This is a genomic window from Algoriphagus pacificus (assembly GCF_017254845.1).
Taxonomy (GTDB): Bacteria; Bacteroidota; Bacteroidia; order Cytophagales; family Cyclobacteriaceae; genus Algoriphagus; species Algoriphagus pacificus.
Genome location: NZ_JAFKCU010000001.1, coordinates 219,313 through 245,250, shown reverse-complemented (window position 1 = coordinate 245,250; position 25,938 = coordinate 219,313). Strand labels below are relative to the sequence as shown.

Genomic DNA, 25,938 nt, shown 5'->3' with positions numbered 1-25,938 from the left:
TGATGCAAATCTGACATTCACTATTTTTCCAAAAATTTTGTAACTCATTCATGTTTTCGCTTACTGAAAAAGAGGTGGGATTAATTTCCGCCCAATTGCTGAAAGGCAATGTTGTCTTCTACCAAATCGATAAAAAGAAGATACATCATATGCCTGATGATGAAGATTATTTCAACTATGACCTTACCGAGGAGGAAGAGGATATTCTAGATGAAATAGAAGAAAATCCTGACAATTTCGCCGAATTCACAAAAATGGAACCTGCTCAAGAACATCAGATGATGCAGGATTTTATTGATAGAAAAGTGAAGGAAAAAGTCTTGGCAGAAGACTTGGTAAATGCTTTGAGTAAACCCAAAGCAGCTACTGGTTTTAAATTCCTGATTGACGATTCCAAATACAAAGGCGAATGGTATGAATATAAAAATTCGAAATACCTGGACTGGGTAAAAGAACAAGTGGATAGCTTTAACTATTCCGAAGACTAAATTCAAACCGCCTGGAAGGGCGGTTTTTTTATTGAAGATTTATGGAATTTCAGGCGAATCAAATTTCTATCCGCAATTATCTAAAAGCTGGAGATCTGGGTCAAGTAGCTTTTCTGCATGGGAAAATTTATGGGGAGGAACATGGCTTTCCGATCGGTTTTGAAGCTTATGTGATGAAGAGTTTGGTGGAATTTTATCATGATTACAATCCAGAATTGGATCGTGTTTGGGTGGTTGAATCAGGCGGTAGGATGGTTGGTTTTTTATTGCTGATGCATCGATCAAATAACCAGGCCCAATTGCGATATTTTATACTTGAGAAGGAATTCAGAGGGTTAGGCCTTGGAAAGAAACTCATGCAGGAGTGGATGGATTTTTTCAACGAAAAACACTACCAAGAAGCCTACCTGTATACGACTTCCGGTTTGGATCCAGCGGTAAGTCTGTATGAGCGAAATGGATTTGTCAGAATTTCTGAAGAAATGACTGAGAACTTTGGATTTCCAATGCTGGAAGTTTTGTATCGGCTGAATACAAAATAGAGACTTGATCTTAAACATAAAACACGATAAGTATCTCTGATCGCCTACCTTTAATCTATGAAAAGAATCATCCTTCTCGCCTTCTTTTGCTGCAACTTGCTGAATACCGTTTTCGCTCAAAACTGGGATTGGGGTGGTCCTATGGATCCTTTGCAGGAAAAATTTAAGGTTTTGCACTATGAGTTGTCTTTACAAATCATACCCAATACAAAATCTATTCAGGGCAAGAACCTGGTGACTTTTGAAGCTGCAGAAAAACTCGATACACTTAGACTTAATTTAATCGATGAATATCAGGTAGAAAAGGTACTGATGAATGGGCAAGAGGTGTCATTTGTACACCAAAACGATCTCTTGGATATTCTACCTATTGATTGCACATGCAATTCAGTGGAGATTTTTTATGGAGGTGTCACTCCAATAGCTTTGAATCCACCTTGGACTGGAGGTTTTACTTGGGAGATTGATCTTTTGGAAAACCATTGGATGGGACTTTCCTCCCAAGGAGAAGGAGCAAAGATTTTTATGCCTGCATTGGATCATCCTTCTAGCGAGCCTAGTCAAGGAGTGGATTTATTCTTTACTGTTGAAAAGCCCTATTTCGTTGCTGCGAATGGGAGACTTTTGGAAAAGATAGAAGAGGGTGATTTGGTAACCTATCATTGGGCTACAGATTATCACATCAATAATTATGGTGTCAATTTTACATTGGGAGTATTTCATGAAGCGCATACTCTTTTTAGATCCATTTCAGGACAAGATATTATGATGCAGGTTTTTGTGCTGCAGGAGGATCGTTTAAAAGCTGAAGCACTTTTAGAGGTATTAAAAGTCAGTACAGCTACCCATGAAAAATATTTTGGGGCGTTCCCTTTCCCAAATGATAAAATCGCCGTGGTCGAAACTCCCTATCTGGGAATGGAGCACCAGACAATCAATGCTTATGGGAATAATTTCCAGTTTGTACCAATGGGAAAAGTGCAGTATGATTGGCTACTCCATCATGAACTTGGACATGAATGGTTTGGGAATAAAATGTCAGTTGGGGATTGGGCAGATATGTGGATTCACGAGGGATTTACTGCCTTTGGAGATTGGTTGTTTTTTGAAGAACATGGAGGTTCGGAGGCCTATTTTAATCAGGCAGCGTCTGTGATTCAATCCATTCCACACGCAAAACCAGTTGTAAGTCCACCAAATAGTACTGAGGAAGAAGCTTATCATGGAGAAATTTATTCCAAAGGGGCGGCTGTGGTCCATGGTCTGAGAGGTGTTCTTGGGGATGAGGTCTTTTTTCCGATGCTAAAAGCTTTCAATAACGACGAAAGATTTACCTATCAAAATCAAGTGACAACCCAGGATTTTATTGATTTTGTGAACGCTTATACGAGCCAGGACCTGAGTGAATTTTTGAATTATTATTTAAAAACTACTGAGATCCCAGAAGTTAACATCAAGAAGAAAGGAAAATCAGGTTATTTGGTGAGCTTGAAAGGAATAGGTTTTAAGATTCCGGTAGAAATTCAAACTTCTAATGGCCTAGAAAAAATCAGTTTAGGTTCAAAACCTACTTTTGTACCTAGTTTGTTTGAATTGAAAGTAGACCCAAAAGGTTGGTTAATGCTTAATCATAAGTAGCCTTACCCAATGAATAGATGAACGGCCATTCCGCCGATCAGCCAAACATAGCAAAGGAAAGCGACATACTTCAGAACAGTCTCCAGAGTCTTACTTTTAGGAGCCATTTCCTTCATGTATTTCATTTTTTGATACTTACCGTATCCAAGCCAAATCAAAAATGCGGATCCTATTGCAAATGCTATGTTCAGGAAGAAAGTGTAATTGATTTTGAAAAAAGATTCATTTTCCATTTTGACCTGTGATGGGTCAGGTAGAATTCCAATAAAATCAAAGGAGTAATGAAGTACCAAGGAAGTGATAACTAATGCAGAAAGAAGCAGTAAGAGTATAAACAAGGCCATTTTCCAGCCGTAATATTTGGCATTGATTCGAAGAACTGGGAATACAACCAAATCACTGAAAATAAAAGCCATGACACCGGCAAAACTTACTCCTTTGCCAAAGAGAAGTGCAGCTAATGGGATATTTCCCATCGAGCCGATGAAAGTCAAAAAAGCAGCGACTGGTCCGACAATAATATGTTCCAGAATTTCCAGAAATGAATAGTCTGTATTTCCTTGACCGCTATTGATAAATAGCGTTTGGAAAAATGAATCAGGAACTATAGCTGCCACGATCCCCGCAATAGTGAATCCTATGGTCACATCTTTCCAGACCATTTTCCACTCCATTCCAAATTGACGACCTACTTTGGCCCAGCTTTTCTCGGAGTTCAGGGTTTCCTGATCGGAGGTGCCCATTTCACCCATTCCCATTTCTCCTTCTGACAGGTTTTTTCGAGCTGATTCAATCAGTTTTTTTGGCTTTATGATTCTAATCAAAAGCCAACTGATCAAAATGAGTAAAACAGCGCCTGCATATTCTCCCACTACAAATTGCCATCCTAGAAATATGGAAATGATGATTCCTAATTCAATTACCAAGTTGGTGGAGGCAAGTAAAAATGCAATTGACGAGATAAAACTTGCACCTTTTTTAAAAAGGGATTTGGTAGTGGCCAGCGCAGAAAAACTACATGAGCTACTGATAAAGCCAAAGATGGTTCCGAGCAAAATTCCTTTGCCTTCTTTGTCTCCCATCAACTGCTGCATTTTTTTTTCTGTTACAAAAACCTGAATCATGCTACTGATGAGGTAGCCCAGTGAAAAAGCCCATAAAGCCATCCAAAAAAATCCAAAACTTGTATTCGCCGCTTCTCCCCAGTTTTTTAAAAATTCGCTCATGTTTCATTCTTCTCGTCCATTGCAAGCGCCTCAAATATGATGCAAAGGCCAAAAAGCTACTTAAGGACAATAGAAAACTCTTCCAAAAAACAAGAATTCCCCAATTTGAGACTTTGTGTACGCTTTGGTTATTCTTCTTTTTTTATTTTGGGTTGCCCCAAAACATGGAATTGAAAGATGTCATCTCTTCCATAATGCCCGATAGGATCAAAATCCAATTTGCTTTTTATTATCTGATCTAAATCAATCTCATAGGAAACAGCCCCAGCTTCTCCGAACAATGGACCTGCTAGAATTTCTCCCATCGGTGATATTATGACTGTTCCACCATTACATATTTCCTCAGGCTCTTCTGAAACTTCTTCTTGAAATCTCTCTGGGTACATGGATTTTTTGAAATATTGATTGCACCCCAAGACAAAGCACCTTCCTTCTAAAGCAATATGCTGCATGGTGGCTGTCCAGTTTTTCCGGGCATCTGCTGTCGGGGCAATGTAGATTTCCACTCCTTGTTGATACATGGCCATTCTGGCAAGGGGCATATAGTTTTCCCAACAGATCAGTCCACCCAGTTTGCCTATTTTGGTATCAAAACTGACGAGGGATTTACCTGAGTCTTCAGCCCAGATCAAACGCTCCGTGCCAGTAGGTTTGATTTTACGATGAACACCGAGTAATCCTTTCGGTGAAAAATATAACATAGAGCAATACAAACTCCCGTTTTTGCAGTACCGCTCTGTCACACCGATTACCAAATAGATTTTTAAATCCCGACAAAGTCTTTCCAACCTTTCCTGATCGGCAGTTCCTAATTCAAAGCTGTTTTGATAATATTCCAAATAAAGATCTCGACCTGCTTCACTTCGACTTCCGATTTTGGCACCGAAAGTAAATCCTCTGGGATAGCCAGGAATAAAAGATTCAGGAAAAACCAATAGCTGGTTCCCTGCTTTCGCATGAATAATGCATAGTTCTTCGACTTTTTGCATTGTTTTTTCTTTGTCAAAGAAAACCGGGCTATCCTGGATCAAACAAACCTTGAGTTTCATAAATGCTGATTTTGAAATCAATTTACAAAGTCAGGAACAAAGGCTCTACAAGTTCTTGTTAATTTGCGAACTCATGGCGGAGAAAGGATAAATCCTATTTTCCAGTCATTATACCTAAATTGCGGCATGGAAGAAATTCAGAAAAGAGACATTCGTAAACTTAGCCTCCCTGAACTGGAAGAGTTTTTTCTTTCACATGGGGAAAAGAAGTTTCGAGCCAAACAGGTTTATGAATGGCTATGGCACAAATCATTGAAGAATTTTGATGATATGAGCAATATCTCTTTGGGTACAAGGGAAATGCTGAAAACGCATTTTTCAATCAATCATATCCGCGTGGACTTGATGCAGCATTCAAACGATGGGACCATTAAAAATGCTGTTAAGCTATATGATGATAAAATCGTTGAGTCTGTTTTAATTCCCACCAGTAAGCGAATTACTGCTTGTGTTTCTTCCCAAGTAGGTTGTAGCTTGGATTGTAATTTTTGTGCGACTGCCAGATTGAAACGCATGCGAAATTTGAACCCTGACGAAATCTATGATCAGGTAGTAGCAATCAAGGAAGAAGCTGAAACTTATTTTCAGCGGCCTTTGACCAATATTGTATTCATGGGAATGGGCGAGCCCTTGCTCAACTATGCCAATGTGATTGCTGCCATTGATAAGATTACCTCTCCTGAGGGACTAGGAATGGCAGCTAGAAGAATTACTTTGTCTACCGTAGGCGTCACAAAAATGATCCGAAAAATGGCTGATGACGAGGTCAAGTTTAACTTGGCAGTTTCCCTTCATTCAGCTATCAATGAGACGCGTTCCCGTTTGATGCCGATCAACGATTCAAATCCTATCGAGGAATTGGGTGAGTCCTTGAAATATTGGTATCAGAAGACTGGTCGAAAAGTAACTTATGAGTATGTGATTTGGGATGGTGTGAATGATGATGAACGCCATGCAAAAGCTTTGGCAAAATTCTGTAAAATCATTCCTTCAAAAGTGAATATCATCCAGTACAATCCGATTGACGAAGGGGAATTCCGGCAGGCCAAACAAGAGGCTGTGGACATGTATGTAAAGGTTTTGGAAAGTCAGGGGATTATCGCAAAAGTCAGAAGATCCAGAGGACAGGATATTGATGCTGCCTGTGGTCAGTTGGCTAATAAAAATGAAGTAGCAGCGATTTAATAAAGTCAGGTTTTGAATCCTGCAAAAAGCCATTTATCTTTTTAAATCTTAATCTCCAGCTTATGAAAAAAGTAATTGTTTTGCTGTTTGTTTGTTTTGCTTTTTCTGACTTTGCTTCAGCCCAGGTGCAAGGAGATAGCAGAGCCCATCTTTTAGGAACTTATGGCTTGAGATATAAGTATTTTGGAGTCGGTGGAGGAATTGAATATTTTTTCGTAGACAATTTTGCCATCATGCCGAGTTACACGAAGATTTTTCCGAACGTTGGTAAAATGAGCAATTTCAGTGCAGACTTACGCTATTATATTTCCACAGGAGCCTCCCAACTCTATTTTATGGCTGGATACAGTCAGAACTGGGAAAACAACAATCCAGATGGGGCAGGCACCAAAAGAAATATCAAAGGAGCAAACGTGGGAGTTGGAGCTTATATCCGAATGACTGATTGGGTAGGATTAAGCACGGAATTCAAAGTGCAAAGCCAATCACCCAGCGAGGCAGGATTTAGATTTGGACTGGCATTTCCTTTATGATTTTTACTTTTTGCTGAATTCAAAAAGCTTTCTTTTCTCTTCTTTGGAAAGGGCCTCGTAGCCTTTCTCTGCAATCTTGTCAAGAATCACATCGATTTCTTCCTGAGAAGCATCACTTGATTTAATAGCGGGTTTTGTATCGGCTGCCTTTGAAAATGGTTTATATCCACCAGAAGATTTTGGTTTGCGATAGGACACATTAACCTTTTGTCTTTTGCTTAATAAATTCTCAAAGAATATTCCGACTTTCTGAACTGGAGCTCCCCAATCTACTCCTCTTCGCAGCTCAATAATATACAAGTAGCCTAGCAGAGCTCCACCCAAATGCGCAAGTTCTCCACCTGCATTTGCTCCAGCAGATTTGGCAAAAGATAGTACTACATAGAAAATGGCGATGTATTTGATTTTTACCGGTCCAAGTAGGATCAGAAAAAAGGTGGTATTTGGGCTTAAAGTGGCCGCTCCCACAACAACTGCAAAAACGCCTGCACTTGCTCCCAACATCAAAGAACTATCTACCGATCCACGGAAATAGGGTGCCAAGTTATAAATCAGGACATAAAACAAGGCTCCTGCAACTCCACCGAGAATGTACAGATTGGCCAATTTTCTACTTCCCAAAAACTGGTGAACCAATTGACCAAACCAGAATAGAAAAAGCATGTTGAAGAGGATGTGAAAGATCCCCTCGTGTAGAAACATATAAGAAAAAATAGCCCAAGGTTGGGTAGCCAATTTAGAAAGGGAGGCAGGCATCATCAAATGAGATATACCTGCAGCATAAATATCTCCAAAGCCTGTGATGGTCAGCATTACTCTTGCTACCAAAACCACCATGAATACCAGAATATTGATGGCTAGCAGTTTGTAGAGACTGTTGTTGTCATGCCAGAAGGCATTCCGAAGATTTTCCCAAAAATTCCCGTACATAATTTAATAGAAACAGTTTCTGTCTTTTTTCCAGAAGTAAACCAAAACTCCGCCGATTATTAAACCTCCAAGGTGGGCAAAATGGGCGACATTGTCCGTAGGATTATTTACCAGTACGTTGTAAATCGTGTAAAGTCCATAGAAAAGCACTAAATATTTTGCTTTGACAGGCATTGGAGGAAAGAGCAGGAATAACTGCGTATTGGGGAAAAGCATGGCAAAGGCAATCAAAATCCCAAACAATGCCCCGGATGCACCAACCATAGGTATATTGCCCTGAATATCAAGAATAGCATCCAAGGTTTGGCTTGCCCTGCTGATTTTTACCTGATCATTCGGGTTTCTGCTGTAGTCATCCACAAAATCAAAAATGGCTCTATCAAAAAAGCCTCGATTTTCAATCACTAATTTGTTGAATGCTTCTGGGTCTGGGTCAGCCTGAAAGGCTGCCACTTTAGTTTGAAGCGAATTCATTTTGTATGAGGTATAAGCCGAATACAAAACGCCGGAGCCCACGCCGCAAACCATCCACAGAATCAAAAGTTTTTTGGGGCCAAGAAATTGTTCCAAAAGAGGTCCAAAGACAACCAAGCCCAACATGTTACTGAACAAGTGCCAAAACCCAGCATGCATAAACATGTAAGTCAGAAACTGGAAAGGCTGGAAATAAGGGCTGTTGATGTAGTACAAGGCAAACATATCTCCCAACTGTGGAAACAAAAATCCTGAAACCAGGAAAAGGACCACGTTGATGATTAATAGATTCTGAACTACAGGTGTGATATTTCTAAACATACTATTTTCCGAAGAAGGAGTGGATGCTGGATAAATCCAATTTTACGAAGGTTTTGTTCCCCGAAAGCCCATAATTTGGGTTTTGACAAGCAAATAATTGCCCAACGAGGGTTTCCATCTCTTGGGATGTTAATTTTTGTCCTCTTTTTAAGGAAGATTTTCTGGCTAGTGAACGAGCTAAATTTTCCCTGTTATCAAGTGAGAGTTCGCTCTTGAAGTTTTTGTATTGCTCTAGCAATCCCTCAAATAATTCCTTTTCACTTTTGGATTGCACATCAGCCGGAACGCCCTGAATAATGATGGTGTCTTTACCGAATTCTGAAACCATAAAGCCCAAACTATGCAGCTCTGGTAAAATGTCCATCACCAAGGCAAAATCTGACGCTCCTAATTGAAGGGTAGGAGGAAAAAGGCATTGCTGGGAAGGACCTTGAGCAGAATTCAATTGCTTGATGTATCGCTCGTACAAGATTCTTTCATGCGCAATCTGCTGATCTAAAATCAACATTCCTGTAGATAATTGAGCAACTATGTAGGATAACTCAACCTGAAAGGTGGTGCCTGTGGATTCAGTATCTGGATTTCTAGGAATGTAATCCCGATTTTCTTCTGGTGTAGCTCGACTTGGGAAGGTGAGTATTTCCGTGTCTTCGTCTGGGATTTCACGTTTGGCAGATGGGCTTGGTGAAGAGTTATTGGCTTCAAAAAGCCGCTCCCATCCAGAAGTGTTTGATTTTTTGAATTCAGGGGTATTATAGCTTTTGTAGCTGTATTCTCGGTCTACCTGATCTTTTTTATCCGGATCCTTAGTCCAGTTATCTGTAAAATTCACATCAAAAGAAAAGTCAAGAGATGGTACGACATGATGCGCTCCCAAAGCCTGCTTTACGGCAGATCTTACCACGGCATATACTGTTCGCTCGTCATCAAATTTGATTTCGGTTTTAGTGGGATGTACGTTGATGTCGATATGGGCTGGATCGATTTCCAAGAAAAGCACATAAAAAGGATGCTGATCGGATTGAATCAATCCTTCAAAAGCATTTGAAACCGCATGGTTCAAGTAGCTGCTTTTGATAAATCTATTGTTGACGAAGAAAAACTGCTCTCCTCGTGTTTTTTTAGCGTGTTCAGGTTTGCCGATATAGCCTTTTACGTTGATATGAGGAGTAATTTCTTCACAGGGAACGAGCTGACCTTGGTAGTTTTTACCAAAAATTCCCACGATTCGCTGGCTCAACTTTCCTGAAGGAAGGTTGTAGACCTCTAAATCTTGTTGATATAAGGAAAAAGAAATTTCTGGATAGGAAAGGGCCACACGCTGGAATTCGTCCACCATATGGCGCATTTCCACTGGGTTGGACTTTAGGAAATTTCTTCGTGCAGGAACGTTGAAAAATAAATTTTTCATGGACACAGATGTCCCATTGGGTGCTGCAACTGGTTCTTGTTTTTTTACCTCAGATCCTTCTATCTGGATCAAAGTTCCCAAATCTGAATCAGCTTGTTTGGTTTTCAATTCCACTTGTGCCACAGCAGCAATGGATGCCAAAGCTTCTCCTCTGAACCCGAAGGTCCGAATGGAGAAAAGGTCGCTGCTTGTCCTGATTTTGGAAGTGGCATGTCTTTCGAAACTCATGCGGGCATCAGTTCCGGACATTCCTTTCCCATTATCAATTACTTGAATCAGCTGTTTGCCAGCTTCTTTGACGATGACTTGGATCTGAGTTGCTCCTGAATCCACCGAATTTTCCAATAATTCTTTTAGCGCAGAAGCAGGTCTTTGCACAACCTCACCCGCTGCAATCTGATTGGCGATGGCATCAGGTAAGAGCTGAATGATGTCACTCATCTTTACTTTTTGGTTTTAGCCTGAAGAAAAAATAAATCCCAGCTACTATTCCTGTAAAGTAAAGGATGTATTCGAAAATTACCGGACCCAAATAAATGTAACCTCCCAGTCCTCCCAAAAGGATGAAAAAGATGAAAGAACGAATCATTGCTACCGATGTAAAAGGATTGCTACTGCGTTCTTTGATCCCTCTGTGCTGGGCAAATGCTCCCCTGATGCCAGATTGGAACCTTTTGTCACCATCCAGTTCTTCTGAAGTAAGTAATCCTTCAGCTTTAAGCTCCTGTTTGATCCTCGATGTCCTCTGGTCTATTTCCTCCTTAATCGGATCATAATACCTCGGTTTGATGTCAAATCGCATAGGGCTGGCAGTACGGAATACGGATGGAAATTTCATGGCAATGTATATTTTGATGAAACTTTACGTTAGGGTAAAGGCTCAGTTTGGGTTTAAGTTCCTAATCAAAGACCGGATATCAAATTTCTAGCGATTTAAACCCTAAAAAGCGGTTAATGTTGCTCGAACTTTTATATCTTCAATTATCCTTTAGTTCCACTAATTAAGACCAGTTGACGGCCCAGGAACAAAGGTGCGGAATTCTATCAAACGAATTTTCCCGGCTGGCCGTTTTCACAAATTTATTTTAAAAGTTAAGGATTAAAAATTTTACTCGGGAATGAGCATGAAGCTTTGGAGGGTTTTGACCGTTGGATTGATAGCATTTCTTTTTACCTCAGGGCGATCTGACAAGATGGTCGCTGTGGAAGATCCACTGATCAGTGAGGATGCATTATTACAATTGAATTGGGTGGACAGCGTATTTAATGCCCTGGATTTTGATCAACGCTTAGGTCAGTTGTTCATGGTTGCAGCTTATTCCAACAAAGACCAAAAACACGTAGATGAAATTTCCGAATTGGTAAAAAATGAAAACCTGGGTGGACTTATATTTTTTCAAGGAGGGCCCGAGAGACAGGCAAGGCTGACTAATTATTACCAAGCCCAGGCCAAAACGCCTTTATTTATCGCTATGGATGCCGAATGGGGTATCAGTATGCGCTTGGATTCTGTTCCGGACTTTCCAAAAGCAATGACATTGGGAGCCGTTCAGGATTCTAAGTTGATTTATAAAATGGGTACAGAGATGGCGCGACAGTTCAAAGAACTAGGGATGCACATCAATTTTGCACCAGTGGTAGACGTCAATTCAAATCCTGATAATCCTGTAATTGGTTACCGAGCTTTTGGGGAAAATAAAGAATTGGTCACGCAAAGAGCCGTTGCCTATATGAAAGGCTTGCAAGATCACGGCGTCATCGCTAATGCAAAGCATTTTCCAGGGCATGGAGACACCGAAGTGGATAGCCATTATTCTTTACCAGTGATCAAAAATCCAGAGCAGCGAATCTGGGACGTGGATTTATACCCTTATCAAGAGCTTTTCAGAGAAAATCTGATGTCAGTGATGGTTGCACACTTGAATATTCCAAGTCTGGATCCAGCAGCCAATATGGCTACCAGTCTTTCCAAAAAAGTTGTGACTGACCTGCTTCAAAACAGGATGAATTTCCAAGGCTTGATTTTTACGGATGCCTTAAATATGAAAGGGGTTGCTAATACCAATGCACCAGGAGAGGTAGATTTGAAAGCACTTTTGGCAGGAAATGACATCCTGCTTTATTCTCAAGATGTGCCAAAGGCTAAAGCCATGATCAAACGCGCTGTTGAGGATGGCGTCATTGCCGAAAGCGAGGTAAATCGGCGCGTAAAAAAAGTATTGAAAGCTAAATATTGGGCAGGATTAAATAATTATAAGCCAATTAAAACAGCTGGTTTGATCGAAAGATTAAATACTGCTGAAACGAAGGTAATCACAGAAGAGCTTTATGCGGATGCCTTTACTGTGGCTGTAAATAAGGATGGTCTTATTCCTTTTAAGCAATTGGACCTAAAGAAATTCGCGAGCTTGACTATCGGAGATGAAGGGAAGGAATTTCAAAAATTCTTGTCCAAATACTCTCAATTTGAACATTTTGAAATCCGCAAAGCCGCCGACCAGACTACCCATTACAATACCATGAAAAAGTTGGAGGACTTTGATGTGGTGGTAGTTGGTTTGATGGGAATTACAAATAGTCCCAAGCGGAAATTCGGGATAGCCCCTGCGGATGTAGATTTGCTAAGAGACTTAAGTAAGAGACAAAAAGTTGTGGTTGTACTCTTTGGAAATGCATATGCCGCCCAATACCTAGAAGGCTTGGATAACGTAGTTTTTGCTTTTGAAAATAATGAGATAACTCAAGAATTGGCTCCTCAAGTATTGTTTGGCGGAAGACCGGCGCAGGGGATTCTCCCTGTTTCTGTCAGTGATCAGTTCGCCCAAGGTGTGGGAGGATTTTTGGCAGGAAATCACAGACTTTCATACGGGACTCCGGAAAGTGTAGGTTTGGATAGTGAGGTTTTAAATGAAATTGACGCAGTTGCAGAAAAAGCTATTCGTATCCAGGCGACTCCAGGAGCAAATGTTTTGGTGGTAAAAGATGGAAAGGTAGTTTTTGAAAGATCTTATGGCAAACTGGAATATAAAGACAGCCCAAAAGTAAATTCTGAAACTGTTTATGATTTGGCATCCATCACAAAAGTATTGGCCACAACTCAGGCTGTAATGTTTTTACAAAGCAGGGGGGAGCTCGATATGAATAAAACCTTGGGGGATTATTTACCTGAGCTTCGTGGCACCAACAAAGAAAAATTGGTTCTGAAGGATGTAATGACCCATGAATCTGGTTTGGTGGCTTATATACCTCACTATGTAAAAACAGTTCAAAATGGAAGTTGGAGAGGGGATTATTACAAACCGTCTGCTGAAACAGGATTTAGTAGACCAGTTTCGAATGATATGTTTGGAAGAGATGATTTGAGAGATAGCATCTGGAATTGGACAGTTGAATCTAAGTTGCTTCCAAAATCAGGAGGAAGGTACAAATACGTGTATTCTGATCTGACCATGTACCTCATGCAGGCTGTAGTGGAGAGAATCGTCAATCAGCCTCTCAACGAATTTATGGATCAGAATTTTTATGAGCCTCTAGGGCTTTATACAATGACTTTTTTACCTACTGAAAAAATGCCCGTCGATAATATCGCTCCAACTGAGGATGATGTGGCTTTTAGAAAAAGACAGGTTCGTGGATATGTACATGACCCTGGAGCGGCCATGTTTGGAGGAGTTGCGGGGCATGCTGGACTTTTTGGTAAGGCAAATGATCTGGCAGTCATGATGCAATTGATGCTGAATAAAGGCTACTATGGCGACGTCTCATTGATTAAGCCTGTAACAATTGAGCAGTTTACAAAAAGACAATCGAACCAAAGCCGTAGGGGCTGGGGATGGGATAAACCAGATGTTGAGGCTGGAAAAGGCGGATCGGCAGGTGATTTGGCTCCAAAAAGTACGTTTGGACATACTGGATTTACAGGGACTTGTGTCTGGGCAGACCCTGAAAACAATTTGATTTATGTATTCCTTTCCAACCGGGTCTATCCTGATGCAAATAATACCAAGCTACTCAAAGAAGGCATCAGAACAGAAATCCACGATATCATTTACAAGGCGATGGGAAAGAAGTAAAAGATTTATTGCTTCTTTTTCTTAAGGTAGCTTTCAGATTTTTTGTAGAAGAATTCGATCAGGAAGCTTGTGAATACAATCGATAAAGCAACAATAACTCCTAATTTATTGCTAACATATTGTTGGCCTATTAATGTAATGGAAGCAATAACACACAAGGAAAACCCAATAATCGGGATGATTTTGTTGCCTGAAATTTGATCTGATAGGTTAAAGCCAGAGTAATTGACCATGGCGAATACAATCAAGAAACCTATACTCCCAGAAGTGGAGATGCTTTCCAAATCCAGAGAATTACAAAGGACTAATGTCAGGGCCGAGGTGATCATAAGTCCAATCGGCTGATTCCAAAATTGAGAAGTTAATTCATGAGGGAGTTCATCGTCTTCAGCGATTTCGTAACTGACTCTGCTACCTCCATAGAGTGAGGCATTAATGGCAGAAAAAGTTGAAATCAATGCCGCCACCGTAATTATCGTAAATCCGATTTGACCTAACATCGGTTTAGCTGCCTCGGCAAGTACGTAATCCTCAGCTTTAGCAATTTCTGAAAACGGCAATGATCCTACCGTAACGATTGCAATCAGGAGATATAATAAAATGACGAAGCCAATTGAATAGTAATAAGCTCTTGGGACATTTTTTTTAGGGTTGATAATATCAGGAACAGCATTGGCAATCAATTCAAAGCCCTCATAGGCCACAAAAATGACTATTCCTCCCCCAAGGATCTGAAATGTGTTTTCCCATTTGCTAGGTGATAATTGCTCGAGATTTTCATTTCCGATCAAACCGTACAAGCCTACTCCCACAAAGCCGATCAAGATGAATAGTTTTATGAAGACTGCTGTGGATTCGATTTCTCCCACTACTTTGATGCTATAGTAATTAATAGCAGTAGCCAATAAAATCACAGCACTTGCATAGATATGAAAATCGATTCCTGAATCTCCTGTTACTGAGTAAAGGTTTGGGGCGTATGAACCAAAAGCTGAGGCATAGAGTGAGAGCATGATGATGTAGCTAATCCACAACAGATTATTAATACCTCCGCTAAATACAGTTTTTCCGAATCCCTGATTGATAAATTTGACTGTTCCACCTCTATCAGGAAATCCTAAAGAGAGTTTCACATAACTGTAAGATGTAATCAAAGCCAAAGCGCCGGCAACCAAAAATGCGATCGGAGTTGCTCCTTTTGCTAAAGAAACAGCAAGTCCTAAAACTGCAAAAATTCCCCCTCCAACCATTCCGCCAATCCCAATTGACATCGCCTCCAGCAATTTTATTTTCGAGTCAGATCCCATGTTGTGAATTTTATAGACTGAACAACTAAGTTTCAATTAAAGAATAAATCACTTAACAATAGAATGAAATGAGAGTTGATAAGCAGAGGTATTGAAAAAATCGAGACTTTGAAATCTTATTTTAGTCATATTTCAAAGTTTTTTAGATACTTAAAAAGTATACAAATCATTGGATACCAAGATGTAGTATGAGGTCAAAATCTAAAAATGTAAATCTTTTTGTTTTTAAAATCTTTATTTTGAACAAAAATAAGCCCAAACCGTGTTTAAAATCAGGTTTAAACACCGACACTATCTGAAATATGAAATCAAGCAAGACTTATACTACCTGGTATGTTGATGAGTTCAGACAATGCGAGATTCCATGTGGCGATAGTAAATCAATAATAATCACATGAAAATAGGCATAGTTTGCTACCCGACTTTTGGAGGTAGCGGCGTAGTAGCAACAGAACTTGGAAAAGGTTTAGCTAAAATAGGCCATGAGGTGCACTTCATTACCTACCGACAGCCAACTCGCTTGGACTTTTTTAGTGAAAATCTATTTTACCACGAAGTGGATATAAAAAGCTATCCGCTTTTTGAGCATGCTCCTTATGAGTTGGCATTGGCCAGCAAAATGGTCTCGGTGGTCAAATACGAAGAACTGGATTTGCTTCATGTGCATTATGCTATTCCCCATGCATCTGCAGCCTATATGGCAAAACAGATTTTGAAGGAGCAAGGAATACAGATTCCTGTGGTGACTACACTTCACGGTACGGATATAACATTGGTAGGTAAAGACCCAAGCTATGAACCTGTCGTTACTTTCAGTATCAATCAGTCAGATGGAGTAACTGCGGTTTCAGAAGATCTCAAAAAAGAAACCTACGAGCATTTTCAAATCAGGAGGGATATTCAGGTAATCCCTAATTTTATTGATTTAGAACGATTCAAAAAGCAAAAGAAAGAGCATTTCAAATTGGCTATTTGTCCAAATGGTGAGAAGCTCTTGGTTCATACTTCAAATTTCAGGAAAGTCAAGCGTGTGGAAGATGTAATTCGTGTTTTCTATGAAGTAAGGAAAAAAGTACCTGCAAAATTACTCTTGGTAGGTGATGGCCCGGAAAGAGATAAAATGGAGCGTCTTTGCAGGGAACTTGGTACATGCGATGATGTAAGATTCCTCGGTAAATTGGATGCTGTTGAGGAAGTTTTGTCTGTGGCTGATTTATTCTTGATGCCATCTGAAAAAGAAAGTTTCGGCTTGGCTGCTTTGGAAGCAATGGCTTGTGAGGTTCCAATTTTATCCTCCAATGCAGGAGGTATTCCTGAATTGAACGTAAATGGAGTGACAGGCTTTGTTTGTGAAGTGGGAGATGTGCGAGATATGAAAGATAAAGCGCTTTTTATCCTTGCCGACGAAAATTTGCCTACATTCAAACAAAACGCATTAAATAGAGCACTGGAATTTGATATTTCAGCGATTTTACCAATGTATGTAGATTATTATCAGAAGACGATAGAGTCTACTTTAGCACGTATTTAATATTTTCTTGAATTATAGAAACACATTTAAACCCTTAAGTAACTCAAATACCTTAACTTTGTGCATCGAAGGTTTCAAACCCTGAGAGCTAAGAACTTGATTACAGTATAGACAGCCTTTTTATGAAAAAGATTGGAAGATTGGATAAACCGGATAATTTCCGAACCGCTCAGATGTTTACCAACCCGATTTTGGAAAGATTGACGAGAACACACATACTCATTCCTATTACGATGTTTGTGATCTTTGCAGGTTATTCCTTATACATTGCTCTTACGGAAACATCTATCGATTTATTGGTGGGGTTAGGCATTGCAGCTATTGGTTATATAGTATTCACTTTTGTGGAATACATGATGCATAAGCACTTTTTCCACATGGAACCTAGCAATCCTGTCAAAGATAAATTGCAATACACCGTTCATGGTGTTCACCACGATTTCCCAAAAGATAAGTATCGTTTAGCAATGCCTCCTTTCGTTTCGGCAGCATATGCAGCGATATTCTACTTGGTTTTCAAATTGATCATGGGTGATTATGCCTATTATTTTCTACCTGGATTTTTGATTGGTTATGCCAGTTATTTGGGATTTCATTACTTGGTACATGCTCTTGCACCACCTAAAAATTTCATGAAGGTTCTTTGGGTGAATCATGCAATCCACCATTACAAAGACCCTGATGTAGCATTTGGAGTGAGTACTCCTTTATGGGACATTCTCTTAGGGACTATGCCAAAGAAAAGCTAAAAATGAGACCTCCTGATCGGAGGTTTTTTTATAATATTTATGAAGCGAGTTTCAATAATAGGATTAGGTTGGACGGGTTTACCCTTAGCTCATTTTTTACAGAAAAAGGGCTGGGAAGTCTTAGGTAGCACCACATCGGAACAGAAAAGGGATGAAATTTCCTCCAGTGGGATTGAGGCAGTTCAATTTAAATTGAACCCCCATCCAGAAGGAATTGGATTCCAAAAGCTGTTCGAATCAGAATATTTAGTAATCAATATTCCTCCTAGATCTAGGGTTCAAAGTGCTGATTTTTATCTGGAGCAACTCAAGTATCTTAAAACCCTGATTAATCAGGCTGGGTCCAAAAAAGTTGTTTTTATATCCAGTACTGGAATTTATCCCAACGAAAGTATTGAATCAGCATATTCAGAAGATTTTCCGCTGACGAAAGAAAACTCAGGAAATACCACCCTTTGGGAAGGTGAGCAAATGATGCTTAAAAGTAAATCCTATAACCTGAGTATTCTCAGATTTGGAGGTTTGATGGGGGAAAGCCGGATACCTGGTAAGTATTTTTCAGGAAAAGAAAATGTAGCTGGACATACCCGTGTCAATTATTTGCATCAAGTTGATTCGGTTGGATCTATAGCATGGATTCTGGAAAACGAGATTTGGGAGGAGACATTCAACGTGGTGGCACCTATCCATCCTCTGCGCAAAGAGATTTATGAAAAAAATGCGCTAGACCTAGGGATCAAACCACCAGCAAGCTACGAAACTCCAAAAGAAGGCGAGGACAGACTGATTGACTCAAAGAAAATAGTTGAATTCGGGTTTCAATTTCAGTATCCTGACCCGCTGGATTTTCCTTACAATCCTTAGACTTCTATAGCCTATACTTATTGAATTCTTCTTGAACTTGGGATTTTGAATGGCCTCAAAAAAAAGCGATATTCTTGCTTGAATTAGCTTAGACCCGAAACCATGAAGATTATTAAGGCTTTGTTTTTCCTGATTTTTTTAGGATTTGTAGCATGTACGCAGTCCAGTGAGAAAACTGATTACACAGATTGGTCTCACTATGGGGGGCCAGCTGATGGTTCGAGGTATTCTTCTTTAAATCAGATAAACAAAGAAAACGTCAACCAGCTCGAGGTAGCTTGGACCTATAGGACAGGAGATGCTACAGAGCGCTCCCAGATTCAATGCCAACCAATCGTGGTGAATGGACTTCTCTATGGCACCACGCCAAAGTTGAATGTTTTCGCAGTAAATGCTGCCACTGGGAAAGAGCTTTGGCGATTTGATCCGTTTCAGATTTTGGGAGGAGAAAATTCCTGGGCTGGAACAAATCGAGGAGTTACTTACTGGGAAGAGGGAGAGGACAAAAGGATCCTTTTTGGAGCAGGAAACTGGCTCATGGCGGTAGATGCACTTACTGGACAACCAATAACTTCTTTTGGAGATGGTGGGAAAATTGACCTTAGAAAAGGGTTGGATACAGAGCGAGAAGATTTTTTGATTGTTGCTAATGCTCCGGGAGTTATTTTCAAGAATAAGATTATCATCGGAATGAGGCTTTCCGAAGGATTGGATGCAGCACCGGGACATATTCGGGCATATAATGTAATAACGGGAGAGAGGGAATGGATTTTTCATACAATTCCGCATGAAGGAGGGTTTGGATATGATACCTGGGACCCGGAATTTATCCAGAAAATTGGAGGGGCAAACAACTGGGCAGGGATGGTTGTAGATCAGGAAAAAGAAATTGTTTTTGTTCCGACAGGGTCTGCAACTTATGATTTTTGGGGAGGATATAGAAAAGGCGATAATCTTTTTGCCAATTCCTTAATAGCGATAAATGCCAATACCGGAGAAAGAATCTGGCATTTTCAGGCAGTTCACCATGATGTTTGGGATAGGGATTTCCCTGCAAATCCAAATCTGATCCGAATCCAGAAAGATGGAAAATGGATTGATGCTGTCGCTCAGATTTCAAAGCAAGGAATGACTTATGTTTTTGACCGGGAGACGGGAGAACCTGTTTGGCCGATAGAAGAAATAGCGATGCCGCAAAGCGAGCTTGCAGGCGAGAAAACGGCAGCAACCCAACCGATTCCAACTTTGCCGGAGCCATTTATGAACATGACTTTTCAGGACCAAGATATTTTAAATCTTAAGCCTGAATGGGAAGCGGATATAAGAGCTCAGCTTTCCAATGTCAAAATTGGTGATACCTGGGCACCACCAAGTGCTGAGCATGGGATTGTTTTATTCCCTGGTATGGACGGTGGTGGAGAATGGGGAGGAGCCTCATTCGATCCGACAAATCAGACACTCTATGTGAATGCCAATCAAGTACCATGGCTCATTGAAATGACCCCGAATGCAGCTTTTGAAAATATAGGTCAGTCGATTTATTCCACCTATTGTGGGAATTGTCATGGATTAGAGCGAAAAGGCAACCCTCCTTCCATCCCTTCTCTGCTCGGATTACAGGAAAAATATAAACCAGATTCTTTGGCAGAATTGCTTAGAAAAGGAAGAGGTGCGATGCCAGCTTTTGATCATATTTCTGAAGAAAACAGGAAGGTCTTGGTGAATTTTCTTTTGGATAAACAAGCAGATTCTGGGGATAAAAAGGAACTGGAGTCAGAAAATGCTCCACTTAGTCCAAGGTATTTCATGAATGGTTACAAAAGATTGGTGACCAAAGAAGGCTTGTATGGTTCCAATCCTCCCTGGGGATTATTGACGGCCATAGATATGAATACCGGTAAAAAGAAATGGCAAGTGACTTTGGGTGAGATAGATTCCTTAAGTGCTCAAGGTTTTGAGCCAACTGGTACTGAAAATTATGGTGGTCCAGTAGCCACTGCTGGAGGGGTTTTGTTTATTGCAGCTACCAAAGACGAAAAAATAAGAGCTTTTGACAAAGAAACCGGAGAGCTTCTTTGGGAAGCAAAACTTCCAGCCTCCGGGCATGCGACTCCTGCAGTTTATGAAATGAATGGGAAACAATTTCTAGTAATTGCCTGCGGCGGAGGCAAAGGAACCAAAAGTTCTGATGCCTATGTGGCTTTTTCACTACCGGATTGATCTCGCTTAAATTCCTTCAAGAGTCAAAAAATACTTAGATTGAAGAAGGTTTAATAAATCAGGCTTCCTGTTTATCATTTCACTCAAAGCAATAATCCAATGATGAATCTCTCCGTTTTGCTGGAAGAAAGTGCCAGAAAGTATCCTTCTAAAGATGCTTTTATTTTTATGGACAAGCACTTAAGTTTTGCGCAGATCAATGGTGCTGCCAATCAGATAGCCCATGGTCTCAATGCTGCAGGGATACAAAAAGGGGACCGGGTTGCCTTAAGTTGCCTGAACTTGCCTTATTTCCCCATGGTGTACTATGGGATTTTGAAAGCTGGGGCCATAGTTGTTCCACTTTCGGTTTTGTTGAAACATGATGAAATAGAATATCACCTGCAAAATTCAGGAGCCAAAGCCTATTTCTGCTTTGAGGGAACAAAAGAGCTTCCCATGGCAAAAGAAGGTTTCGAGGGATTTCAAAAAGTGAATGAATGCGAGCATTTTTTTGTCATCACTCCGCAAATGACTGATCCTTCTCCCATCGAAGGAACTTCAACACTAGGAATGTTGATGGCTGGACAGTCTCCAGTGTATAACACGGTTCAAACTGGAGCAGATGATACGGCTGTGATTATCTATACGTCTGGGACAACTGGGAAACCAAAAGGGGCTGAGCTTTCCCATTCCAATTTGGCTTTGAATGCCATGCTTTCTGTCAAGATTCTGGATTTGCATAAGGAGGATACGCAACTGATTGTCTTGCCTCTCTTCCATATTTTTGCCATGACAGTGCTTATGAATGCAGGCTTAAATGTTGGGGCTACCAGTGTTTTACTGCCGAGATTTGATGCATCCCAAGTATTGGGACTAATGCAGAAACACCAAGTCAGCATTTTTGCTGGGGTACCTACTATGTATTGGGGACTTTTGAACTTTGAAAGTCAGGAATTTGACCTGAAAGGAATTGCCAAGAATCTAAAAACTTGTGTCTCTGGGGGAGCAGCTTTACCTGTGAGTGTGCTGGAAAATTTTGAGGCAAAGTTTAATGTTCCGATTTATGAAGGCTATGGCATGTCTGAAGGATCACCAGTTGTGACATTTAACCAAAGAGAATTCGGGAAAAAGCCTGGTTCGGTAGGTGTACCTATCTGGGGAGTGGAAGTAAAAATCGTAGATGATCAAGGAAAAGAGTTGCCCGTTGGCGAAAAAGGAGAACTGATTTACCGAGGTCATAATGTGATGAAAGGATATTACAACAATCCTGAGGCAACAGCCAAAACCTTGAAAGATGGCTGGCTTTATTCAGGTGATGTTGCCATAAAAGATGAGGACGGGTTCTTTTTCATCGTGGATAGAACCAAAGAGATGATCATCCGAAAGGGGCTGAATGTCTATCCGAGAGAGATCGAGGAAGTGATGATGAAGCATGATGCGATTTCTATGGTGGCTGTAATTGGCGTCCCAAGTGAAGAATCCGGAGAGGAAATCAAAGCTTGTGTGGTTTTGAATAAAGGGTTTGAGTTGAAAGAAGAGACTTTGATCGCTTGGACCAAAGAGCATATCGCTTCTTATAAATATCCAAGGATCATCCAGTTTATGGATGCACTTCCAATGTCAGCAACGGGTAAGATCCTGAAGAAAGAATTGAGCTAAAACCCTTTTTATGATATTGGAAAGGGATGGTAGAGATTTTCTACCATCCTTTTTTTTGATTAAAACTCAACTCGGTAGCTCAGAATAGGAATCAAGGGAGATTGATATGCTGTTTTGATTTCCGCATCCATAGGCTCGAAATATTCCCCGTAAATGTTTTTTCTATTTGTTGCATTCTGGATGTCCAAAGCCCAGGTTCTCGTCGATTTTTCTTTGTTTCTTTTTAAGCTAAATCGAAGATCAGTTCTGAAATAAGCTGGGTTTTGATTTTCGAAGGCATGTGAATTATCCAAAACAGTCTCGCCTTTTGCAATGGACTCATCCAAGAGAATGGAAGTAGTCCGAAGGCCTCCTCCATAAATTCCACGGAGATTAACTCCCAAAACCCTGTTCTTTTGAAGAGCAAATTCTTTTCCCCCAGTAAATGTGATGTTCAGATTTCCATTGTATCGGGTGTTTCTCCAGACATTTTCCTGCGTCTTGTATTGGGAATTATACAAAGAAGTAGACAGCAAAAAATACATGTTGTTATTCGTGAACTGCTCCAAAGTCAATTCTATACCGTAGTTTTTGCCCAATCCCTCATTGATCAAAGGATCTGTCGTAAATGACCATTGCTGATTGATGATGGAATAGGTTTCATCGCTACCCTCTTTGATTGGAATTTGGAACAGATGCTGGTAATAAGCCTCAATTTTCATTCTGAGATAAGGATTCAGGCTGCGGTCATATCCAAGCACAAAGTGATGTGATTTGCTTAAATCCAAACTCTTATTCGGAAGTGAAATAATTCCATCCTTTTCTACCTCTGCGAAATAAGTTCCGAGTGGCTGAACCTGGCTATGGAGTCCATACCCCAAACTGATTCGTTGCTTTTCATCCAGTTCATAAGCAGCGCTAAATCTTGGTTCAAATGAGCTTGAATTATTGAGAAGTAGCTGCAGATAGTGTAATCCAAAATTCAGCGTCAGTCTTTCATTGGCTTTGTAATTCCATTGAGAAAAAGCCTGAATACTTTGGGTATTTCCTTTAGAATCAATCTCCTTAACCATTTCCTCTGACTCTTCATGAAAATTGTTTTGATAAAGATTATAATAGAGTTGGTTTAGGTAAATGCCACTTCTCAAGCTAGATCTTGCAGATAGTTTAGAATTCAAAACTGAGCTAAAGGTGATTTTTGAGTTGTTGAATTTTTCATCGTATCGGTTTTCATCTACATATTCATTGTCAAGTCTGGATCCTTGATCACCGATTGTATTTCCAGAAGCCAAAACAGTTGTCTGCAGGAAATTAGATTTATTCAAAGTCAGTGAATGCTTGATTCCAACTGCTCCAGTATTGGAAAGGAATTTTGAACTGTAGCGATCTCCTTCACTTTCCCAAGTCAAGGAGTCTAGATTGGCTTGGCTTTTTTGATCACTCAAACCACCAAATCCAAATAGAGAAATACTGCTTTTTGAACCAGTTGGAAGAAAAACATTAAAGGACAAATCCTGAAAATTGGTTACAAAATCTCCCAAAGGCAATCCTAGCTTGGACAAGAGGGATAAAGTAGAGTATCGGTAATTGATTAGATAAGAACCTCTGTAATTCTTTGCAATCGGTCCTTCGGCCGCAAGATCCAGACCTAGAAAACCTGCCTGAACAGTAAATTCCTGCTTTTCATTATTGCCTTTCCTTAGATTCAAATCAAAAACTCCGGAAAGAGCATTACCATATTCAGCTGCAAAAGCTCCTGTAAGGAAATCTGAATTCGCCAACAACTGAGAACTCAATATCGAGACGCCACCGCCTGAAGTTCCGGGATTGACAAAGTGATTTGGATTTGGGATTTCAATGCCTTCCATTCTCCAGAGTAAACCATTAGGACTATTGCCTCGGATAGAAATATTGTTGTTTCCGTCATCCGTGCTTACTACCCCTGAAAAAGAAGCTGCCATTCGAGCAGGATCATTGACAGCTGCTGCAAATTTTCTCGTTTCCTCTACAGAAAATGTCCTTCCGCTGACCACAACCATGTCGTTTACAGTCCGATCCTTATCAGTTGCCGTCACTACAAATTCCTGGATCTGGGTGATATCTTCTTCCAGAGAAACCTCCAAGACCACCTCTTTTCCAGAATTCACTAAAACCGAAGGGAGAACAAGGTCTTTATAGCCTACAAAACTGATTCGTAAGGATTGCTGACCGACAGGTACATTTGGCAGCCTGAATTCTCCGGAATCATCGCTGATCACTCCAACTATAGGCTCTGTATTTAGGAGCATTACTGTTGCGCCAGGCATGGGAGCTTGGGTTACTTGATCAAGCACTCGACCTCGGATAGTCTGCGTAAGTACTTGGGCTTTTACACTTCCTGATAATAGTATGATCCAAAGAATCAGGAAAAGTTTTACAATCTTTTTCATAGTAGGTTGGTTTAATTTTGAGAATAGAATTCCAGCCTGAGGAAATTTCAGGATGCTAATGGGTCGAGAAATAGTTGAGGGTTAGAAGAATCGGATTCCAGCTCTGAAGCCATACCAGAATTGGCCACTTAGATCAGAGTTGTATCGGTAGGTCTTTTCAGAAATCAGCTTAAAGTTGTCGTATAAAAACAGGTCTGGATGCTGATCATAGGAGTTTTCATACAATCTGTAATTGATTGTTGGGCCCACAAAAATCCCGAATTTCTTTGCTGCTTGGAAGTCAAATCCAATGTAGAATCGATTGATCAGGTTTAAAGCTTCCACATTTCCACGATTGAGTTGCTCGGAAGTTAGCTCTACGTTGAGGAAGGTTTTTTTGCCAAGTCTGGGAGAAGATCCGATACCATAACCAAAGGACCAAGTGGTGAATTCAGTGTTTTCTGGACGGATCCCGGCAAAGAGAATATTGTAGAAACTTCGCGTTCCAGTTCTGAAGGCTAGATTTAATGGAAGAATTTCATTAGTGCTGATCTCAAAAGTATGATACCCGTTTTTGATGATGCTAAGTAGACCAATCGGTACGCCTGAAATGCTATCCGAATAATTTATTAAACCGATCTGGGTGCCTTCTACATTTCTCGCAAAGTTTAGGATTCCAGCGATTTGGGCACCCTGAATATCCTTTGGAGTAAAGTTTATCAAACCTGCTAGTTGGGTTCCTTTGACCTCACCTCTGGCAAAGTTTACCAAACCTGCTGCCTGTACCCCTTCGAGACTGTTTCCTGCATAATTCACCAACCCAGCCCCTTGAAATCCACGGGTGCTTTGACCGGCGAAATTAACCAAGCCTGCAAGTTGTGCGCCTTCTAAAGAAGCAGCGGTGAAATTGACAAGTCCAGCTCCCTGTACCGCTTTGACGGAATCGATAGCTGTGTTTATCAAACCGGCAAACTGAACTCCTGATACCTTTCCGCCTACTTGATTGAAAAGCCCAGCCATTTGGACTGACTGCATATCAAATCGATTGATATTGAATAGTCCAGCAAGCTCCAGTTTCGAAGTTCCTGCAGAATATCCACCCAGCAGATTGAAGGAAAAGTCATTGATATAATTGCCTGAATTCGTGCCATTGGTACCTACATAAGGCAAAATCGAAATTTGTAATTCCGTATGGCGAATTTCATTGGAAGATGAATTTTCCTCGGTTTGTGTGAATCCTGAAAGTGGGTTCAGGGCAAAGAAAATCAATGCCCCGAACAATTTGTTAAACGTTTTCATAGTGTTGGTTTAGATTTCGTTTTTAAGACAATCGAAATCTTTTTTACCCCTATGAATGATGTGGATTTTT

Annotated in this window: 20 protein-coding genes; 11 read left to right on the top strand and 9 right to left on the bottom strand. The window is 40.4% G+C overall.

The features are described from left to right. The first annotated feature begins 50 nt into the window (after nt 1-50). From J0A69_RS01075 to J0A69_RS01065, 3 genes are read left to right on the top strand one after another with little or no spacing between them, the layout of a single operon-like run. A complete protein-coding gene (locus J0A69_RS01075) occupies nt 51-488 on the top strand; it encodes a UPF0158 family protein (protein ID WP_206584658.1) in 438 nt (145 codons plus the stop codon). A 41-nt stretch (nt 489-529) separates the two neighbouring features. After that, a complete protein-coding gene (locus J0A69_RS01070) occupies nt 530-1,030 on the top strand; it encodes a GNAT family N-acetyltransferase (protein ID WP_206584657.1) in 501 nt (166 codons plus the stop codon). A 57-nt stretch (nt 1,031-1,087) separates the two neighbouring features. Next, nucleotides 1,088-2,668, top strand: coding sequence for a M1 family metallopeptidase (locus J0A69_RS01065; protein ID WP_206584656.1), 1,581 nt, complete (start codon nt 1,088-1,090; stop codon nt 2,666-2,668). A gap of 2 nt (nt 2,669-2,670) precedes the next feature. Here J0A69_RS01065 and J0A69_RS01060 read toward each other — a convergent pair whose 3' ends face one another. Both J0A69_RS01060 and J0A69_RS01055 read right to left on the bottom strand, forming a co-directional pair. Beyond that, nucleotides 2,671-3,894 carry a permease gene (locus J0A69_RS01060; protein ID WP_206584655.1) on the bottom strand — a complete coding sequence of 408 codons (1,224 nt, stop codon included), beginning with the start codon at nt 3,892-3,894 and terminating at the stop codon, nt 2,671-2,673. A gap of 128 nt (nt 3,895-4,022) precedes the next feature. Beyond that, nucleotides 4,023-4,943: a carbon-nitrogen hydrolase family protein gene (locus J0A69_RS01055; protein ID WP_206584654.1), complete on the bottom strand. Its 921-nt coding sequence runs from the start codon at nt 4,941-4,943 to the stop codon at nt 4,023-4,025. Between the two features lie 126 nt (nt 4,944-5,069). On the opposite strand from J0A69_RS01055, the gene rlmN reads away from it, so the two are divergent. After that, nucleotides 5,070-6,128: a 23S rRNA (adenine(2503)-C(2))-methyltransferase RlmN gene (gene rlmN, locus J0A69_RS01050; protein ID WP_206584653.1), complete on the top strand. Its 1,059-nt coding sequence runs from the start codon at nt 5,070-5,072 to the stop codon at nt 6,126-6,128. A 62-nt stretch (nt 6,129-6,190) separates the two neighbouring features. Then, nucleotides 6,191-6,661, top strand: a complete 471-nt coding sequence (locus J0A69_RS01045; RefSeq protein WP_206584652.1) for an outer membrane beta-barrel protein — start codon at nt 6,191-6,193, stop codon at nt 6,659-6,661. A 3-nt stretch (nt 6,662-6,664) separates the two neighbouring features. On the opposite strand, the gene J0A69_RS01040 is transcribed toward J0A69_RS01045, so the two are convergent. The 4 genes from J0A69_RS01040 to J0A69_RS01025 are packed head-to-tail and all read right to left on the bottom strand — an operon-like array spanning nt 6,665 to nt 10,635. After that, nucleotides 6,665-7,591: a rhomboid family protein gene (locus J0A69_RS01040; protein ID WP_206584651.1), complete on the bottom strand. Its 927-nt coding sequence runs from the start codon at nt 7,589-7,591 to the stop codon at nt 6,665-6,667. A 3-nt stretch (nt 7,592-7,594) separates the two neighbouring features. After that, complete coding sequence (locus J0A69_RS01035; RefSeq protein ID WP_206584650.1) at nt 7,595-8,386, bottom strand: rhomboid family intramembrane serine protease; 792 nt, start codon at nt 8,384-8,386, stop codon at nt 7,595-7,597. Nucleotide 8,387: 1 nt separating this feature from the next. Further along, a complete protein-coding gene (mutL, locus tag J0A69_RS01030) occupies nt 8,388-10,238 on the bottom strand; it encodes a DNA mismatch repair endonuclease MutL (RefSeq protein WP_206584649.1) in 1,851 nt (616 codons plus the stop codon). Next, nucleotides 10,231-10,635 carry a hypothetical protein gene (locus J0A69_RS01025; protein WP_206584648.1) on the bottom strand — a complete coding sequence of 135 codons (405 nt, stop codon included), beginning with the start codon at nt 10,633-10,635 and terminating at the stop codon, nt 10,231-10,233. The genes mutL and J0A69_RS01025 overlap by 8 nt, the downstream gene beginning before the upstream one ends. Nucleotides 10,636-10,915: 280 nt before the next feature. Here J0A69_RS01025 and J0A69_RS01020 point away from each other — a divergent pair, with 280 nt between their 5' ends. Further along, nucleotides 10,916-13,870, top strand: coding sequence for a glycoside hydrolase family 3 N-terminal domain-containing protein (locus J0A69_RS01020; RefSeq protein ID WP_206584647.1), 2,955 nt, complete (start codon nt 10,916-10,918; stop codon nt 13,868-13,870). Between the two features lie 5 nt (nt 13,871-13,875). Here the strand turns inward: J0A69_RS01020 and J0A69_RS01015 are convergent, their stop codons facing one another. After that, nucleotides 13,876-15,177, bottom strand: coding sequence for an APC family permease (locus J0A69_RS01015; protein ID WP_206584646.1), 1,302 nt, complete (start codon nt 15,175-15,177; stop codon nt 13,876-13,878). Between the two features lie 394 nt (nt 15,178-15,571). Here J0A69_RS01015 and bshA point away from each other — a divergent pair, with 394 nt between their 5' ends. From bshA to J0A69_RS00990, 5 genes are all read left to right on the top strand, one after another. Next, nucleotides 15,572-16,708 (top strand): N-acetyl-alpha-D-glucosaminyl L-malate synthase BshA, encoded by a 1,137-nt coding sequence (gene bshA / locus J0A69_RS01010; protein WP_206584645.1) that lies wholly within the window; start codon nt 15,572-15,574, stop codon nt 16,706-16,708. Between the two features lie 122 nt (nt 16,709-16,830). Further along, the gene (locus J0A69_RS01005; protein WP_206584644.1) at nt 16,831-17,457 is read left to right on the top strand and encodes a sterol desaturase family protein; all 627 of its coding nucleotides are present in this window, start codon (nt 16,831-16,833) and stop codon (nt 17,455-17,457) included. 39 nt (nt 17,458-17,496) lie between these two features. Continuing rightward, nucleotides 17,497-18,321 (top strand): Rossmann-fold NAD(P)-binding domain-containing protein, encoded by an 825-nt coding sequence (locus J0A69_RS01000; protein ID WP_206584643.1) that lies wholly within the window; start codon nt 17,497-17,499, stop codon nt 18,319-18,321. A 102-nt stretch (nt 18,322-18,423) separates the two neighbouring features. Continuing rightward, nucleotides 18,424-20,541 (top strand): outer membrane protein assembly factor BamB family protein, encoded by a 2,118-nt coding sequence (locus tag J0A69_RS00995; protein ID WP_206584642.1) that lies wholly within the window; start codon nt 18,424-18,426, stop codon nt 20,539-20,541. A 99-nt stretch (nt 20,542-20,640) separates the two neighbouring features. Further along, nucleotides 20,641-22,182, top strand: coding sequence for a long-chain-fatty-acid--CoA ligase (locus tag J0A69_RS00990; protein WP_206584641.1), 1,542 nt, complete (start codon nt 20,641-20,643; stop codon nt 22,180-22,182). Between the two features lie 59 nt (nt 22,183-22,241). Here J0A69_RS00990 and J0A69_RS00985 read toward each other — a convergent pair whose 3' ends face one another. Continuing rightward, a complete protein-coding gene (locus J0A69_RS00985) occupies nt 22,242-24,590 on the bottom strand; it encodes a TonB-dependent receptor (RefSeq protein ID WP_206584640.1) in 2,349 nt (782 codons plus the stop codon). 81 nt (nt 24,591-24,671) lie between these two features. After that, complete coding sequence (locus J0A69_RS00980) at nt 24,672-25,868, bottom strand: hypothetical protein (RefSeq protein ID WP_206584639.1); 1,197 nt, start codon at nt 25,866-25,868, stop codon at nt 24,672-24,674. Between the last annotated feature and the right edge of the window lie 70 nt (nt 25,869-25,938).

Coding starts and splice junctions, on each gene's coding strand:
- J0A69_RS01035 (WP_206584650.1), bottom strand. CDS start 8,386: ATGTTTAGAAATATCACACCTGTAGTTCAGAATCTATTAATCATCAAC.
- J0A69_RS01055 (WP_206584654.1), bottom strand. CDS start 4,943: ATGAAACTCAAGGTTTGTTTGATCCAGGATAGCCCGGTTTTCTTTGAC.
- J0A69_RS01040 (WP_206584651.1), bottom strand. CDS start 7,591: ATGTACGGGAATTTTTGGGAAAATCTTCGGAATGCCTTCTGGCATGAC.
- J0A69_RS01025 (WP_206584648.1), bottom strand. CDS start 10,635: ATGAAATTTCCATCCGTATTCCGTACTGCCAGCCCTATGCGATTTGAC.
- J0A69_RS01045 (WP_206584652.1), top strand. CDS start 6,191: ATGAAAAAAGTAATTGTTTTGCTGTTTGTTTGTTTTGCTTTTTCTGAC.
- rlmN (WP_206584653.1), top strand. CDS start 5,070: ATGGAAGAAATTCAGAAAAGAGACATTCGTAAACTTAGCCTCCCTGAA.
- J0A69_RS00985 (WP_206584640.1), bottom strand. CDS start 24,590: ATGAAAAAGATTGTAAAACTTTTCCTGATTCTTTGGATCATACTATTA.
- J0A69_RS01020 (WP_206584647.1), top strand. CDS start 10,916: ATGAGCATGAAGCTTTGGAGGGTTTTGACCGTTGGATTGATAGCATTT.
- mutL (WP_206584649.1), bottom strand. CDS start 10,238: ATGAGTGACATCATTCAGCTCTTACCTGATGCCATCGCCAATCAGATT.
- J0A69_RS01060 (WP_206584655.1), bottom strand. CDS start 3,894: ATGAGCGAATTTTTAAAAAACTGGGGAGAAGCGGCGAATACAAGTTTT.
- J0A69_RS01075 (WP_206584658.1), top strand. CDS start 51: ATGTTTTCGCTTACTGAAAAAGAGGTGGGATTAATTTCCGCCCAATTG.
- J0A69_RS01000 (WP_206584643.1), top strand. CDS start 17,497: ATGAAGCGAGTTTCAATAATAGGATTAGGTTGGACGGGTTTACCCTTA.
- J0A69_RS00995 (WP_206584642.1), top strand. CDS start 18,424: ATGAAGATTATTAAGGCTTTGTTTTTCCTGATTTTTTTAGGATTTGTA.
- J0A69_RS00980 (WP_206584639.1), bottom strand. CDS start 25,868: ATGAAAACGTTTAACAAATTGTTCGGGGCATTGATTTTCTTTGCCCTG.
- J0A69_RS00990 (WP_206584641.1), top strand. CDS start 20,641: ATGATGAATCTCTCCGTTTTGCTGGAAGAAAGTGCCAGAAAGTATCCT.
- J0A69_RS01070 (WP_206584657.1), top strand. CDS start 530: ATGGAATTTCAGGCGAATCAAATTTCTATCCGCAATTATCTAAAAGCT.
- J0A69_RS01015 (WP_206584646.1), bottom strand. CDS start 15,177: ATGGGATCTGACTCGAAAATAAAATTGCTGGAGGCGATGTCAATTGGG.
- J0A69_RS01005 (WP_206584644.1), top strand. CDS start 16,831: ATGAAAAAGATTGGAAGATTGGATAAACCGGATAATTTCCGAACCGCT.
- bshA (WP_206584645.1), top strand. CDS start 15,572: ATGAAAATAGGCATAGTTTGCTACCCGACTTTTGGAGGTAGCGGCGTA.
- J0A69_RS01065 (WP_206584656.1), top strand. CDS start 1,088: ATGAAAAGAATCATCCTTCTCGCCTTCTTTTGCTGCAACTTGCTGAAT.